This is a genomic window from Cyclobacterium xiamenense (assembly GCF_900109255.1).
Lineage (GTDB): Bacteria > Bacteroidota > Bacteroidia > Cytophagales > Cyclobacteriaceae > Cyclobacterium > Cyclobacterium xiamenense.
In genome coordinates, this window is the sequence record NZ_FNZH01000002.1 from 655,914 (window position 1) to 669,426 (window position 13,513).

Annotated in this window: 12 protein-coding genes; 11 read left to right on the top strand and 1 reads right to left on the bottom strand. The window is 48.1% G+C overall.

Translation table 11 applies throughout. The features are described from left to right. Positions 1–38 precede the first annotated feature (38 nt). On the bottom strand, positions 39–1,262 hold the full coding sequence (locus tag BMW71_RS07550) for an Lnb N-terminal periplasmic domain-containing protein (protein WP_092171631.1): 1,224 nt from the start codon (positions 1,260–1,262) through the stop codon (positions 39–41). Between the two features lie 238 nt (positions 1,263–1,500). Here BMW71_RS07550 and BMW71_RS07555 point away from each other — a divergent pair, with 238 nt between their 5' ends. The 11 genes from BMW71_RS07555 (at position 1,501) to BMW71_RS07610 (ending at position 13,504) form a co-directional block, all read left to right on the top strand. Next, complete coding sequence (locus BMW71_RS07555; protein ID WP_092171633.1) at positions 1,501–3,822, top strand: T9SS type A sorting domain-containing protein; 2,322 nt, start codon at positions 1,501–1,503, stop codon at positions 3,820–3,822. Between the two features lie 248 nt (positions 3,823–4,070). Beyond that, positions 4,071–5,390, top strand: coding sequence for a gluconate:H+ symporter (locus tag BMW71_RS07565; protein WP_092171638.1), 1,320 nt, complete (start codon positions 4,071–4,073; stop codon positions 5,388–5,390). A gap of 26 nt (positions 5,391–5,416) precedes the next feature. Then, a complete protein-coding gene (locus BMW71_RS07570; RefSeq protein ID WP_218145576.1) occupies positions 5,417–5,881 on the top strand; it encodes a RidA family protein in 465 nt (154 codons plus the stop codon). A gap of 4 nt (positions 5,882–5,885) precedes the next feature. Then, positions 5,886–6,998, top strand: coding sequence for a D-TA family PLP-dependent enzyme (locus BMW71_RS07575; protein ID WP_092171644.1), 1,113 nt, complete (start codon positions 5,886–5,888; stop codon positions 6,996–6,998). A gap of 36 nt (positions 6,999–7,034) precedes the next feature. Further along, on the top strand, positions 7,035–8,111 hold the full coding sequence (locus BMW71_RS07580) for a dipeptidase (RefSeq protein ID WP_092171647.1): 1,077 nt from the start codon (positions 7,035–7,037) through the stop codon (positions 8,109–8,111). A gap of 217 nt (positions 8,112–8,328) precedes the next feature. After that, positions 8,329–8,841: an RNA polymerase sigma factor gene (locus BMW71_RS07585; RefSeq protein ID WP_092172791.1), complete on the top strand. Its 513-nt coding sequence runs from the start codon at positions 8,329–8,331 to the stop codon at positions 8,839–8,841. Between the two features lie 3 nt (positions 8,842–8,844). Next, positions 8,845–10,326, top strand: coding sequence for a phytoene desaturase family protein (locus BMW71_RS07590; protein ID WP_092171649.1), 1,482 nt, complete (start codon positions 8,845–8,847; stop codon positions 10,324–10,326). 25 nt (positions 10,327–10,351) lie between these two features. Then, a complete protein-coding gene (locus BMW71_RS07595) occupies positions 10,352–11,197 on the top strand; it encodes a phytoene/squalene synthase family protein (RefSeq protein WP_092171652.1) in 846 nt (281 codons plus the stop codon). Next, positions 11,197–11,898: a lycopene cyclase domain-containing protein gene (locus BMW71_RS07600; RefSeq protein WP_092171655.1), complete on the top strand. Its 702-nt coding sequence runs from the start codon at positions 11,197–11,199 to the stop codon at positions 11,896–11,898. Before BMW71_RS07595 ends, BMW71_RS07600 begins: the two co-directional genes overlap by 1 nt. A gap of 15 nt (positions 11,899–11,913) precedes the next feature. After that, positions 11,914–12,759, top strand: coding sequence for a 4-hydroxy-3-methylbut-2-enyl diphosphate reductase (locus tag BMW71_RS07605; RefSeq protein WP_092171657.1), 846 nt, complete (start codon positions 11,914–11,916; stop codon positions 12,757–12,759). Positions 12,760–12,790: 31 nt separating this feature from the next. Beyond that, positions 12,791–13,504, top strand: coding sequence for a fatty acid desaturase (locus BMW71_RS07610; RefSeq protein ID WP_092171660.1), 714 nt, complete (start codon positions 12,791–12,793; stop codon positions 13,502–13,504). The last annotated feature ends 9 nt before the right edge of the window (positions 13,505–13,513 follow it).

A 13,513-nucleotide genomic window follows, 5' to 3' on the forward strand; every position in this document is an offset into this window, starting at 1 on the left:
CAATACAACGCCGGACAGGTAGTGAATAGTTTTCCCGCTTACCTCCTTTTGTCCAAATTACTGAATGCGTTGAGATTATAATAAAGGAAATTGGTACGAAGCAGAACGAGCAGCAGCAAGGGCAATATGCTTGGATGAAAGGACTGAAATCCCAGAATCCACACTACCAGTCCCAAATCGGTCAGAATCATGGCTCCGAGCAGGAGTTTTTTTACCATTGAGCTGAGTGGATTTTTGACAAGGAGCCATGCCAGTGCCAGATGCAGGGGAAAGGCCCAAAACAGGTTCCAATTGTTCTTTGTTTGGGAGTGTTCCGTGAAAAACCATAGAAACACCAACAACAGTCCGAGCAAACCCAAAAGCGTGAAAATACCTGCATCCAGGCCGGCGTACAGTCGTTTTTTCTTAAAACCAACAAAGGTAATGCCCCCAACGGTGACGGCCAGAATCCAAAATACCAGGTAGGGACTGGACAAATCCCAGCCGGAAGCTGCCCGCTCCGGAAAATCGTATAGGGTCTTGGTTTCCCCTACCAGCCCACGTTCCGGACCGTCTCCGATGATGGTGGCCCGGTTAAAAGCGGCTTCCAGATAATCCGGTAAAAACATTTTTTCGCCTTCGTCGGCAGCCCGGTCAATGACGGCTCCCAAAGCCAGGTCAATGCCCAGATCGGACCAGGGCAAGGGATACACGTATTCGTCAATCATGTTTCGGAACGATTTCGAGGGAGCGGTTCCGGGATGATTCCATGTTAAGGAAGGGCCAAGCACGGCTTCAAACAGGTCACGAATTCGGGTGGAGCAATTGTCAAAGAAAAAGTCATACCGGTATTTCCGATTTTCCGGGCGGTAGTTTTCTTGTAGAAACGCCACCACGGCCCTTGCCTGGGCTTCCGATAGGGCCAGTTCCTGTTCGCGCACGCTGCGTTTGAAATAATTGTACTCGTATAAAAAATTTTCCGTGGTGGTTACCGATAATTGGTAATCCAGGGTACGGCGGATAAATTTCAGGTAAAAAAAGGAGGTGTTGAAATCGAAGGTGCCATAATTAAAAACCAGGTCCTGGCCAGAATCCAATTCCCGTACCCGAATGGCACTATGGCCAAATGTGGAATACAGCTCCTCCCCGGGATCGCAGGTCAGCAGGCTTATTTGGTACTGCTGCGCAGGACTGTCCGGGACCGCCACTACTACTCCGAAAAACAGGGCGAGGCCGAAAAATAGAACGGGTTTAGGAAGTGTAAAACACGAAGAACCTTTCATGGAAATGGCGAATGTTGGAACAGTTACCTGGTTGTCTACGACAAATTTACGGGATTAATTCAGTTATCCGGCTATTCTTTTGCCAAATCATTCCCGACTATCCGCGAGGGAGCCGGAACCGCTTGTATCCATAAAAACGAATTTACCATAAAAAAATAAGTAGTATATTCTTTGGTTTTTACTGAAATAGTGTTAGTTTTAGTAATCATTTATTTTTATTGTGGATATTTTTTATTCCATGAAACCTTACATTTGCATCGGGAAGTTTTGGTACAGGCGGGCAATCTGTACGATCTGCTTGCTGGCAGGGGTGTTTTTTATCGCCTCCGGGCAGATTGGGCTGACAACCAATAGTTACCGAACCCTGCTCCCGCTGGGGGACTGGGCCAATCCCGCAATATGGCAAGTCTTTGACGGTACCGCCTGGATCGCGGCCGCGACGCCTCCGGATCGCAACCACGACGTATTTATCTTGCAAGGCCATGAAGTACGCCTGACGCAAAACCAGGAGATCGGAAACGTCTATCTTTTTGGTGATGCGAATGCAGGAAAAAAATTGAATTTGCAGGACTACGACCTCGATGTTTACGGGAGCCTGCATAGTTTTACTGTTGATGGAAATGGCGACTACCTACTGCATGGCAGTGCATGGCTGGGAGACGACTGGATTTATCCGGAAACAGGCCGTATCGTATTCAAGGGTTCCTCACGAACGGTCGTTGACAGGGCTTCCTGGAGTGGGCAGAATCTGGGCAGTAGGTTTTCGGTGGTGTTCAACCCGGACCCGGGCGAAATATTGGTGGTCAATGCGGTATTTAAGGCCAGTGATTTTTTGATACAAAGCGGCACCGTCCGGCAAACCGTTAATACCAATGGAGACCCTGCCACGTCCACGTTTTCCTTTACGTCCACGGCGGTCTTTGGTACCGAGGATTTTGGCGAACTCCGCATTGCATCCGGCGCCACGCTGATTTCCGAGGCAAGCAAAGAATTTGACCAAATCCTGCGAAGAACGGTATCCAAACCTGCCAGTTTGTTCGTTCTCGAAGAAGGTGCCAACCTGGTATTGCTGGGCCAGGAACCAGTTTTAGATGCGGTAAACCTGATTCTGGATGGGAATGTTTACTATTCCTCGGATGATGTGTCCCAGCAGTTTTTACAAGCCTCCCTGCCAGCTTCCCAGGAGAATTTTGTGTATACCCACCTGTACTTGCAGGGTGCAGCCACGAAACTCTTACCACCCCAGGTCTCCGTTAAGGGTGATTTTACCGTTCTCTCCGGAGGCGCCGTGGTAGCCTCGGGTACCGATCTGGACTTGATAGGGCCTGCTGATCAGGAATTGGAGGTACCCTCCCTGGTTCTATCTGGCTTATTGGTAGACAAAGAGGCAGGCACGGTGTGGATAAACAACGACCTAACCCTACGAGATCGATTTGAACAGGTGAGCGGAAACCTGGATTTTCAGCAAAACGACCTGCTGTTGGATTTTGGTCCCACGGGAACCTACACCTATTCGGGCGGAAATTGGTTCAACTTGGGTGAATTCACTTACGAGAATTTGCCACTAACCCTTACCGCCAGTAACGCACGCTTTCCCTATTATGATCAATGGCTGGATGCTCCGAGACACTTTCTGTTGGAAGGGAGTTTGTCAGCTCCTGGACAAGGGCTGGTAGTACGGTATTTGGAAAATCCCGGGGTTACCTACGATCCGGGTTTTATGGATGAAGGAGAGGCGGTGGTGTATCATTTGAATAGCTTTTTCTCGTTAAGCACGACCGGAGGTGATTCCGGACAGGTGGTGGCTTGGGTAAGTGCCGAGGACCTTTCGGTGCAGGACCTGCAGCACTTGAGGCTGGTAGGTGACGGGGAAGCAGCAATCGGTCAACACGTGACGGCCGGAGAGCAGCAAGGATGGCTCTGGGCGAGAAGGTCTTTTCCGTTTCAGACTGCCCAAAACAGCTTGTTCACCGTCGGAAGCATTAGTCCATTAAGCGTATTGCCCTTGGATTGGAAAGGATTAACGGCCCAACTTCAGGGAGACAGGGTTCGCTTGACCTGGAAAACGGGATCTGAAGCCTCCATCGCCTACACCGTTACCCGCTCAACTGGACACATACTGGAGTTTTCACCTATCGGCAGTTTTGAGGCAGCCCAAGGGGCCGGAGAGGTTAGGTTCGAAGATGATCGGTATCCGGCAGACGTACCCTTTTGGTACTACCAGATTATCGCAAAAGAGGAAAGTGGAGAGCTGAGCTATAGCCCGGTGCTCCGGGTGGAACATCCACATTTCGCCGGCAATGGTCCAAAACTTTTTCCCAATCCCCATATTTCCGGCCCTGTACACCTGACGCTGGGCTCGTGGAGTTCCGAGGAAATTGATGCGTTCAGCATCTGGAATCTCAAAGGGGTTGGAATAGATTCCCAGTTCTTTTCCGGCGACTTTGAGCCGGCATTGGTTGAAAATCGGCTGTTGAACCTGCCCATTGGAAATTACCTGGTCCAACTTACCGGGAGGGGCAAAACATTTACGTTTAAGTGGCAAAAGAGCAGCCATTGACTCCTCACTATTGATTGAATCCAGGCAACTGGGTTGCGGCGAACGGGTGTATCGTTGGAAAACCGGTTGATTGCCTTCTGCCGTGGTGAGCCTTTGCCCGGGGCGCACGCTGCTTTACGTTCAGGAATAGAGGCGATGCCAGCGGAAGGAATTTGGCCTTACCTGGCAGATTTTTTTTTAAGTTTGTGGGGTCAGAATAGGCATTCAGCAGAATATGCTGTATTTTTTGGATTCATTTCCATTCCATGATGACCTTTTTGATTGTTGGCGTAAGCATTTTGTTCTTGGTAGGGCTGATTGTCTGGATGAAGGTAGAGCCATTTATTGCATTTCTCCTGACATCCATTGCAGCTGGCCTGTTCCTGGGCATTCCCTTGGCATCCATCTCCGGTTCCATTCAGCGGGGAATTGGCAGTCTCATGGGTGCCTTGGTGATTGTGATTGTGTTGGGTGCGATGTTGGGAAAGGTGGTAGCAGACAGCGGCGCGGCTCAGCGGATTGCCTTGTTTCTTACCGAAAGTTTTGGAGAGCGCCGGTTGCAATGGTCCATCGCCTTGACAGCGTTTATTGTGGGGATTCCCTTGTTTTTTAATGTAGGTTTTGTTTTACTGATTCCGCTCGTTTTTGCCGTCTCCAACCAGCACAGGATTCCGGTGATGGTTGTGGGCATTCCCATGCTGGCAGCGCTTTCCGTTACACACGGCTTATTGCCCCCCCATCCTGCGCCGGTAGCCCTGGTGGCTCAATTTGATGCGCACATGGGTACCACGCTCATATATGGACTGATTTTGGCGGTTCCGACGGTGATCTTGGCAGGTCCTCTGCTTGGAAAATTGCCCTATTTCGGAACCATTCAAGTGAAACCTTTGGCAGTCTTTAGCGCAAAGCCAAAACCAATAGAGCAATTGCCTGGGTTGGTGAATAGTTTATTTACGGCCTTGTTGCCGGTTTTTTTACTGATTGTCCTATCCTTGTTGGGTTTGAATTTTCCCGAAGACCATCCGGCTTATGGTTGGATTGCTTTTTTTAGCGACCCAAATGTGGTCATGCTGCTGTCACTTATCTGGGCAACGTACAGTTTGGGCATTGGCAGGGGACAACGCATGGCAACCATCATGGAAGGCTACGGAACTGCGGTGAAGGACATCGCGTTGATTTTGTTAATTATTGCCGGCGCGGGTGCATACAAGGAGGTCTTGATGGATAGTGGGGTAAGTGCCGAAATTGGTGCCTCCCTGCAGCAATTGCCAGTCAATCCCTTGCTTCTGGGCTGGCTAATTGCTGCTGTGATACGGATATCTGTGGGTTCGGCCACCGTTGCGGCTCTGACGGCTGCGGGCATTAGTGCTCCCCTTGTGGCCGCGGGCGGGGTAGATCCTAACTTGATGGTACTGGCCATTGGAACCGGTAGCCTCATCTTCTCGCATGTCAACGACGGAGGATTTTGGTTGGTGAAAGAATATTTTAATCTCAGTATCAAACAGACCTTTTTATCCTGGACCTTACTGGAAACGGCGGTGGCCGTAATCGGTCTGGTAGGTGTGTTGGTATTGGATGTGTTTGTATAAGTAAAGAAAAATAAACAATGGAAAACATGTCTGCAGAAGGAAAATTAAAAGAATTGGGTTTGGTGTTACCTCCGGCGCCTCCTCCGGGAGGTGTATACCGGCCAATTGTTATTACCGGAAATTTATTGTTTTTGTCGGGCCACGGGCCAGTCTTGGAAGACGGTACGCTGATTACGGGTAAAGTGGGGATAGACCTGGACAAGGACCAGGGAAAGGCTGCCGCCAGACAGGTGGGGCTGACCATGCTGTCTACCCTGCAGTCCCAGCTTGGCAGTATAAATAAGATCAAACGGGTGATCAAAGTTCTGGGCATGGTCAATTGCAGTTTGGATTTTGAATTCCATCCCTATGTAATCAACGGGTGTTCGGAGCTTTTCGCAGAAATTTGGGGTGAAGAAAACGGCATAGGCTCTAGAAGTGCGGTGGGCTTTGGCTCCTTGCCAGGAAATATTTCCGTGGAAATCGAAGCAACCTTCGAGATTAACCAGTAATCGTATGTCAGATACATGGTATGAATTACAGCATCCGGAAACGGTCGATAGTCCAGCGCTGTTGGTCTACCGAGACCGAGCCTGGGAAAACATACAGCGTGCGATTGCAGTCGTCGGGACTCCGGACCGCCTGCGCCCACACGTAAAAACAAACAAGTCCATAGAAGCTTGTCAGCTATTGATGGATGCCGGAATCAGCAAGTTCAAGGCTGCCACAATTGCCGAGGTGGAGATGCTGGTACTTGCCGGAGCTACCGATATCCTGCTGGCCTATCAGCCCGTAGGACCAAAAATTGACCGCCTGTTTGCACTAATCCAAGCCTATCCGGATGTGCGCTTCCATTGCCTGACAGACCACGAAACCGCAGCCGAGGCATTGGATGCCAAAGCGAGGCAAGCCGGGCAGGTACTTTCCGTGTACGTGGATCTCAATGCGGGAACCAATCGTACGGGAATTGCCCCGGGCTCGGCCGCCGTGGAGCTGGTGGAAAAACTGCTCGGCAAATCCGGTTTGTCAGTAAGAGGCTTTCATTTGTACGATGGGCATTTGCGGAACCCGGTATTTGAAATCCGGACAGCGGAGTGCGAAGAGGGCTTCGCTCCAATCGCTGAGATGTGCGAAACCCTGGAAAAAATCCATAACCTTCCTCTGGAAATTATCGCTGGAGGAACAACGACCTTTCCCATCCATGCGGCCAGGCAAAACGTGATTTGTGCTCCCGGCACCTTCATCTACTGGGACGAGGGATATGGAACCGGGCTTCCCGAACAGGAGTTTCTTCACGCTGCCCTGGTGATAAGCCGTGTGATTTCCCTTCCGGCCGAAAATCTGGTCTGTGTGGATCTGGGACACAAAGCCATCGCCTCCGAAAACCCCATCGACAAGCGGGTTCGATTTCTGAACGCAATGGACGTATCGCCCGTCAGTCAAAGCGAAGAGCACTTGGTATTGCAAGTGGCACCCGATCATTCTTACCAGATTGGAGATGTGCTGTATGGAGTGCCCTACCATATATGCCCCACAGTGGCCCTGCATCAGGAAGCAGTGGTGGTGGAAAATGGCGAACAAGTAACCGTATGGAAAACCCTCTCGCGTGACCGTAGAATAACCTATTGACAGCCAGTTTAAACGAATCTAACGAAACGACACTATATGTTTACTATCGATGCACACCTGGACCTGAGCATGAATGCGCTGGAATGGAATCGGGATCTAACGCTTACCGTGGAACAGATCAATCAACGGGAACGGGCAATGGGCATGAATGATAAACCGGACCGGGGAAATGCAACGGTTTCATTACCGGCGCTGAGGGAAGCAGAAATCGGCCTGGTGGTAGCCACACAGATAGCCCGGTACGTGGCACCCGGCAATCCATTGCCAGGCTGGCACAGTCCCGAGCAGGCCTGGGCACAAACCCAAGGTCAATTGGCCTGGTATCGGGCAATGGAGGACAAGGGAGAAATGGTTCAAATCAATAATTTGGCCTCGCTGGAAGAGCACGTCACCCGCTGGCAGGACGGTACCGAGTCCGGGAAAAAACCGGTGGGCTATATCTTATCCCTGGAGGGGGCAGATTCCATTGTCAACCTAAGCTACCTGGAAAAGTCCTACCAGGCAGGCCTACGAGCGTTGGGTCCGGCGCATTACGGTCCGGGAAGGTATGCCCCTGGGACGGATGCATCCGGGCCCCTGGGACCGAAAGGAAGGGATTTATTGCGCGAGATGGAGCGTTTATCCATTATTTTGGATGCGACCCATCTCTGCGACGAAAGCTTTTGGGAGGCACTGGACCATTTTAACGGGCCTGTTTGGGCCAGCCATAACAACTGCCGGGCACTAGTCAACCACAACCGGCAATTTAGTGACGAGCAAATTAAGGCACTGATCGACCGGGGGGCAGTAATTGGAGGAGCGTTGGATGCATGGATGATGGTTCCCGGCTGGACCAAAGGTGTGTCGTTGCCCCGTGAGATGAATTGTGACCTGGAAAAAGTGGTCGATCACCTGGATCATATCTGTCAACTGGCCGGAAATGCCGACCATATTGGGATAGGGACGGATTTAGATGGTGCTTACGGTAGGGAGCAAAGTCCCTACGACCTGGAAACCATAGCGGATATCAGCCGGATTCCCGGCATGCTGCAAAAACGCGGGTACAGTTTGGAAGACATTCAACAGGTCATGCACGGCAACTGGCTGCGCTTTTTGAGGGATGCCTGGGGATAGTTTGTTTAATAAAAATAATAAATATTAAACAGAAAAATATATCTTGACATTCATTTCGTTCTCAAAAAACCCCTTTTAAAGCAGTTAAAAGGGGTTTTTTGTCGTTGGGCGGCACAACATGTTTTTTTTGTTTAAAAGATTTTTAAAAAAATTATACAAAAATATTTGGTTTGGTGTTTAACAATGGGTAGCTTTGATTAAACAAAAGGATAAAAACATGACAACTCTTGAATTTAGCTACTCACTAAACAAATTGAGCAAATCCTTAAAACCGTTTGCTTTGAAACTCACCCGAGACATGGACGATGCGAATGACTTGTTGCAGGACACCATGGTCAAGGCGTTTACGAATAAAGATAAATTTACCGACGGAACTAACCTAAAGGCCTGGTTGTATACCATCATGAAAAATACCTTCATTACCAATTACCAACGAATGGTAAGACGTGGTACCTTTGTCGACACCTCTGACAACTTGCATTTCATCAATTCAGGGTCCACTGTTATTGAAAATGGCGCTTACGGAGAATTTGCCATGAAGGACATTACCCGGGCGATAGAAAAACTGGATTCGGTATACAAAACACCCTTCATGATGCACTACAAGGGCTTTAAGTATCATGAAATAGCGGATAAGCTGGATATCCCCATTGGAACGGTTAAAAACCGCATCCATATCGCGCGAAAATTATTAAAAGACGAACTTAAAGTCTATATTACCAAAAACTAAAAAATGATTCATAAGAAAGTTGTAGTCATTGGTTCGGGCTTCGCCGGACTTTCTACAGCCACTCATCTGGCAGCTGAAGGCCAAGACGTACTATTGTTGGAAAAAAACAGCACCCTCGGCGGAAGGGCAAGAAAATTCGACGCCGAGGGTTTTGTATTTGATATGGGGCCCAGTTGGTATTGGATGCCGGATGTGTTTGAGCGGTATTTCGAGAAATTTGGAAAAAAAGTTACCGATTACTACTCCTTGACCCGGCTGGATCCTTCTTACGCAGTCTTCTTCGGAGAAGGCGATGTCATGGATATCCCTGCCAATCTGGACGAATTTCGGCAGGCATTGGAGGCATTAGAGCCAGGCGCCGCGAAAAAGCTCGATTTGTTTTTGGAGCAGGCGGCCTATAAGTACCAAAAAGGCATTCACGATTTGGTACATCGGCCAAGCCTTTCTCTCACCGAATTCCTGGACTTTTCCTTGCTGAAAGACCTTTTTCGAATGGATATTTTTCAGTCCATGTCTTCCCACGTGAGGAAATTTTTTTCCCACGAAAAAATCATTCGTCTGATGGAGTTTCCGGTTTTGTTTTTGGGAGAAACAGCCCAGAACATTCCAGCCCTTTACAGTCTGATGAATTACGCCGATATAGCGCTCGGAACCTGGTATCCCATGGGAGGCATGCACCGCATTATCGAAGGAATGGTGCAACTGGCCAAAGAAAAAGGCGTGGAAATACGGACAGAAGCAGAAGTGAATAAAATCAACGTACACGAGGGGAAGGCAGTTTCGCTGCTTTTGTCCAACGGAGAGACCGTTGCCTTTGACGTGCTGGTCGCCGGGGCGGATTACCACCACGTGGACAAGCACCTGCTTGACCCGGCATGGAGCAACTACAGCGACACCTATTGGGACAAGCGCACCCTGGCACCCTCTTCACTGCTTTTTTACCTGGGCGTAAACAAGCGGTTGACAAATCTTCGTCACCATAATCTCTTTTTTGACGAGCCGCTAGGGCCCCATGCCGAGGCCATTTATACCAATCCGGCCTGGCCGGAAAAGCCCTTATTTTACGTATCGGTCCCTTCCCAGACCGACCCTTCGGTGGCACCTGAAGGGATGGAAAACCTGTTCATTCTGATTCCACTGGCCCCCGACCTGGACGACCCGGAGCAAACCCGGGAGTACTACTTTGATTTGGTGATGGATCGGTTAGAAAAATTAACAGGGCAGGAGATACGATCGCATATTGTTTATAAAAAGTCCTATGCCCATCGGGACTTTAAAGAAGATTACCACGCGTTTAAAGGCAATGCGTATGGCCTGGCGAATACCCTGATGCAAACCGCCATTCTGAAACCCTCCCTCAAAAATAAAAAACTACCCAATCTCTTCTATACCGGACAGTTGACAGTGCCGGGCCCAGGGGTACCGCCCTCGCTTATTTCGGGTGGAGTTGTTGCCAAAGAAGTGATAAAATCGATGAAAAGATAAATATAATCGATATATTTAACAGGATATGGTCGACCACAAACAGCTTTTTGATGAAACTGCGCTCGAATGTAGCAAACTAATTACCCAACGGTACAGCACGTCCTTTACCCTTGGTATTCGAACACTTCACAAAGAGCTACACCTTCCCATCTATGCGATTTATGGTTTTGTTCGGTACGCGGACGAAATCGTGGATACCTTTCATGACAAGGACAAGCAAGCCTTGTTGGACGCTTTCAGGGAAGATACTTACCGGGCAATTCGCGAGGGAATTAGTCTGAATCCGGTACTTCACGCCTTCCAATTGATCGTGAATCAATACCAGATTGAGCGGGAATTGATCGATGCATTTCTGACTAGCATGGAAATGGATCTGGATTTTACCCGGTACAACGATTCCAAATACAAAGAGTACATCTATGGATCGGCAGAAGTGGTGGGCCTGATGTGTCTGCGGGTTTTTTGTAAGGGAGACAGTCAGACTTATGATCGACTCAGAGGTGCGGCCTGTAAACTAGGTGCTGCCTTTCAAAAAGTAAATTTCTTACGGGACCTTAAAAGCGATTACGAAGAACGCGGTAGGGTTTATTTCCCGGGAGTCGAGTTCAAGGATTTCAACCGGGCCATCAAATCAGAAATTGAAGCAGATATAGAGCAGGATTTCGATGAGGCGCTGATTGGCATTCATCAATTGCCAAAGGGAGCCATGTTGGGGGTCAAGATCGCTTACCTGTATTACAGAAAGCTTTTCTCTAAAATCAAAGAATTGCCTCCGGAGGTTATCACCCAGCAACGAATCCGCATCCCGAACGGGCGAAAAATGGCTTTATTGGTACGAACGTATTTTGGGTACAAAACAGGACTTGGTTAATGAAAGAAGAATACTATTACCTGGGGCTCATGCTCTTCACCCTTTCTTATCCCCTGGCGCAGTCTTTTGAACACCGGATTACTTACCACAAGAAATGGTATGCGCTCTGGCCGGCATCCCTCATTACCGCATGCGTTTATCTCATTTGGGATCATTGGTTTACGGTAGAGGGAGTTTGGTGGTTCAATGAACGGTACATTCTGGGTTGGTACCTCTTTGAATTGCCGTTGGAAGAAATTTCGTTTTTCTTTATCGTGCCTTTTGCCTGTATTTTTATCTACGAAGTCTTGATTTATTTTGTAAAAAAAGATTGGCTACAGCCCATCGGAAAGCCCTTTGTATACATAATGGTACCGCTGTTATTGGTTTTGGGTTTCTATCATTGGGAAAAGTTGTATACTTCGTTTAATTTTATATTTACCTCGCTTATCGTAGCGGTTCATTTTCTGGTCTTTAAAGATCGGATTCTGGGTCGGTTTCTGGCCGCCTATCTGGTCAGCTTGTTGCCTTTCATGCTGGTAAACGGGGTTCTTACCGGTACCTGGTTGGACGAACCCATCGTCGGGTACAACAATCAGGAAAACTTGGGGATTCGAATAGGAACTGTACCGATAGAAGATAGCGTTTATTCATTGGGTTTGTTGCTGTTGAATATCAGTATTTACGAAAAGATCCTACGTCGCAAAACATTTACACGCTAGTTTGGTTTATAGTCTATGTTAAATTTGGATGTACATATTGATCAGCATTCTGGTTTTTGTTTTGGGGTAGTCTATGCCATAGAGATGGCTGAGGAAATCCTGGACGATGAGGGTCGTTTGTATTGCCTGGGGGACATCGTTCACAACGACGAGGAAGTCAAACGACTTACCCAAAAAGGGTTGATTATCATCAATCACGATTCGCTGAAGGACCTAAAAAACGAAAAGATTTTAATTCGCGCTCATGGAGAGCCGCCTTCGACCTACGAGTTGGCAATAAAAAACAACCTGACGCTAGTAGATGCTAGTTGCCCGGTAGTACTAAAACTTCAGAACCGTATCAAAAATTCGTACGATAAGGACGAAACGATTTACATTTACGGTAAGCACGGTCACGCTGAAGTGATAGGGCTTTTGGGGCAAACAAGAAACAAGGCGGTCGTTTTTCAGGATATCAGCGAATTGGATATTCCCTCGCTTCCAAAGAACATTACCTTATACAGCCAAACCACCAAAAGTACCGACAAGTTTTACGAGATCAATGAAATTCTCAAGGCGAATGGCATTACAATAAATACCAATGATACCATTTGTAGGCAGGTATCCAACCGAGACAAGGAATTACGGGAATTCGCTTCCAAATTCGACCATATTGTGTTTGTTAGCGGAACCAAGTCTTCCAATGGGAAAGTGCTTTTTAATGTTTGCAAAGAAAAAAATGCGCAAACCTACTTTGTATCCAGTCCGGAAGAAGTGGAGCAATCGTGGTTTACCGACGGACAAAGCGTGGGTATTTGCGGTGCCACCTCTACACCCATGTGGTTGATGGAGAAAGTCAGGGACCGAATTCGGGAGTTTTGAATGATTTACGTTTCTCTGGTGTTTTTTTTGCATGAACAACGTTTCCCAAAAGCAGCATTTATCGTCAACTATTGATCCGAAGGGATTGATCATTGCCGGATCAATTATATTATTGTGGGCAACTTCTTTGGTGTTTTTGTTGGGCTACTCCATCGATTTTTCGGATCCGTTGGTTTATTTGGCGATTTTGGTTCAAACGCATTTGTACACCGGGTTATTCATTACCGCCCACGATGCCATGCACGGGGTTGTTTCTACCAACCGGAAATTGAATCATGCGGTAGGTTGGCTCGCAGCTTTGTTGTTTTCCTACAATTTTTATTGGCGGTTATTTCCGAATCACCACAAACACCACCGATTCGTCGCTACAGACAAGGATCCCGATTACCATGCGTCCAATCGGTTCATCCCCTGGTACTTCAGTTTTCTGTTTAGCTATGTGAACATCTGGCAGTTTCTCTTGATGGCGGGTACGTTTAATTTATTGAAAATCTGGATTCCTACAGAAAACCTTGTTTTGTTTTGGATGCTGCCGGCAGTTCTTTCCACACTTCAATTGTTTTATTTTGGCACCTACCTTCCCCATAGAGGGGAGCAGGAAAATGCTCACCACTCCGGTACCTTAGCGCCAAACCATATTTGGGCGTTTGTGTCCTGCTACTTTTTTGGTTACCATTACGAGCACCACGACTCACCCAATACACCTTGGTGGCGCCTGTGGCGGGCCAAGAATAGCCGTACCTGAAAAAACATC

Excerpts from the sequence above, each read along its gene's own strand:
- BMW71_RS07555 (WP_092171633.1), top strand. The coding sequence starts at position 1,501 with ATGAAACCTTACATTTGCATCGGGAAGTTTTGGTACAGGCGGGCAATC.
- BMW71_RS07600 (WP_092171655.1), top strand. The coding sequence starts at position 11,197 with ATGAAAGAAGAATACTATTACCTGGGGCTCATGCTCTTCACCCTTTCT.
- BMW71_RS07590 (WP_092171649.1), top strand. The coding sequence starts at position 8,845 with ATGATTCATAAGAAAGTTGTAGTCATTGGTTCGGGCTTCGCCGGACTT.
- BMW71_RS07565 (WP_092171638.1), top strand. The coding sequence starts at position 4,071 with ATGACCTTTTTGATTGTTGGCGTAAGCATTTTGTTCTTGGTAGGGCTG.
- BMW71_RS07585 (WP_092172791.1), top strand. The coding sequence starts at position 8,329 with ATGACAACTCTTGAATTTAGCTACTCACTAAACAAATTGAGCAAATCC.
- BMW71_RS07610 (WP_092171660.1), top strand. The coding sequence starts at position 12,791 with ATGAACAACGTTTCCCAAAAGCAGCATTTATCGTCAACTATTGATCCG.
- BMW71_RS07575 (WP_092171644.1), top strand. The coding sequence starts at position 5,886 with ATGTCAGATACATGGTATGAATTACAGCATCCGGAAACGGTCGATAGT.
- BMW71_RS07605 (WP_092171657.1), top strand. The coding sequence starts at position 11,914 with ATGTTAAATTTGGATGTACATATTGATCAGCATTCTGGTTTTTGTTTT.
- BMW71_RS07570 (WP_218145576.1), top strand. The coding sequence starts at position 5,417 with ATGTCTGCAGAAGGAAAATTAAAAGAATTGGGTTTGGTGTTACCTCCG.
- BMW71_RS07580 (WP_092171647.1), top strand. The coding sequence starts at position 7,035 with ATGTTTACTATCGATGCACACCTGGACCTGAGCATGAATGCGCTGGAA.
- BMW71_RS07550 (WP_092171631.1), bottom strand. The coding sequence starts at position 1,262 with ATGAAAGGTTCTTCGTGTTTTACACTTCCTAAACCCGTTCTATTTTTC.
- BMW71_RS07595 (WP_092171652.1), top strand. The coding sequence starts at position 10,352 with ATGGTCGACCACAAACAGCTTTTTGATGAAACTGCGCTCGAATGTAGC.